Annotated in this window: 1 protein-coding gene and 1 pseudogene; both read left to right on the forward strand. The window is 35.2% G+C overall.

Annotation, left to right across the window (positions count from 1 at the left end; all coding sequences use genetic code 11):
* Nucleotides 1–91: pseudogene (locus ACFIJQ_RS08775) on the forward strand (TrwH protein); the annotation flags it as partial.
* Nucleotides 92–160: 69 nt separating this feature from the next.
* Nucleotides 161–1,006 carry a type IV secretion system protein gene (locus tag ACFIJQ_RS08780; protein WP_375629956.1) on the forward strand — a complete coding sequence of 282 codons (846 nt, stop codon included), beginning with the start codon at nt 161–163 and terminating at the stop codon, nt 1,004–1,006.
* Nucleotides 1,007–1,232: the final 226 nt, after the last annotated feature.

Consider the following 1,232-nt stretch of genomic DNA (forward strand, 5'->3'; position numbering starts at 1 on the left):
AAAGCTAAAACAGCCCAATGATAGGAACCGTGTACCTATTAATAAAACAATCCCTGCCGAAATCAAGCGAGGAGACAACGGAATCTCATAAACTGATTTATGAAATTAATAATGTAATGGTCAGTCTTTCTAAATATGTGAAAATTAAAAGGAACAAAATATGCAAAAACTGATTATTATCATAGCAATTAGTGCGTTTCTTGGAACAACAAACTTAGCAAGAAGTGACACTATTACTAAGCAAGGAGGAGCTCATAGCCGTATTACTATAATTCCTGGTATGGGGTCAGGAGGTCTCAGTACAAGCAAAGATTATAGACCAAAACCACCAAAAGGCTATAATCCACCATCTGCACTTCCACCCGATGTTAAAATCGATCTTTCTACTTTGGGAACGATGAGAAATCGCATACCGACCCCACCTGCTCTACCAGCGGAGTATCTGGAGATTATTGAGCTCTTAAAAAAACAGCTTGAGTTGGAAAAAAAACAACTTTCGCAAACAGAAAAAGCCTATCAAGCTATAACAAAGGGTCAGAAAACTGCACCTCAGAAAATAGACTTTTCTAGTTTTTTTCTCAAAGAACCAGAAGCGCTCTATAAGAGTGACAAGCTTTCAAGGGAATCATATCAAAAGGTATTAGAGGAAGAAAACAAAATTTATGGGTCTTTTGAGCAAATGGGGAAGGCTATTTCAAGGCGTTTACAATTTGCATCGATACTAGATAAAGCTGTAAGTTTAGAAACTTTTGAAAACGTAGAAAATCGTTTTAAATACCTCCAACATCTATTAGATGAAATTCAAAAAAAAGAAAACCTGAAAGATACTGCAGATCTTCAAGCACATATCGATGGTTCGTTAGCCATGATCCAAAATGAATTTATAAAGATGGAAATGGTAGCGCATTTACGTAACGCTGAGCAATCACTTATCAAAAAGAAAAAACGCGAACTTAGTATGAAATTTTTTAACCATGAAACAAAAGGGATGCCTATCATACGATGAAAACAAAAGCCAATATAGAAGGTTCAGTACTATCTGAACAATTCAGAGGGACAGAAAGGTTTTCTCAAAGCCAAGGTATCGTGATGAAAATACTTAGGTAATGTATAAATACAAATAACGCGTTTAGCATGTATCTATGTTTCAAGGTGATAAAAAGTTGAAAATTCGTTAAAGAGGAATTCCATGAACTTTACAGTGTTCACGCAACTTTTCAATAAAATTGATC

Source organism: Bartonella sp. TT67HLJMS (assembly GCF_042193375.1).
In the GTDB taxonomy this organism is placed as follows: domain Bacteria; phylum Pseudomonadota; class Alphaproteobacteria; order Rhizobiales; family Rhizobiaceae; genus Bartonella; species Bartonella grahamii.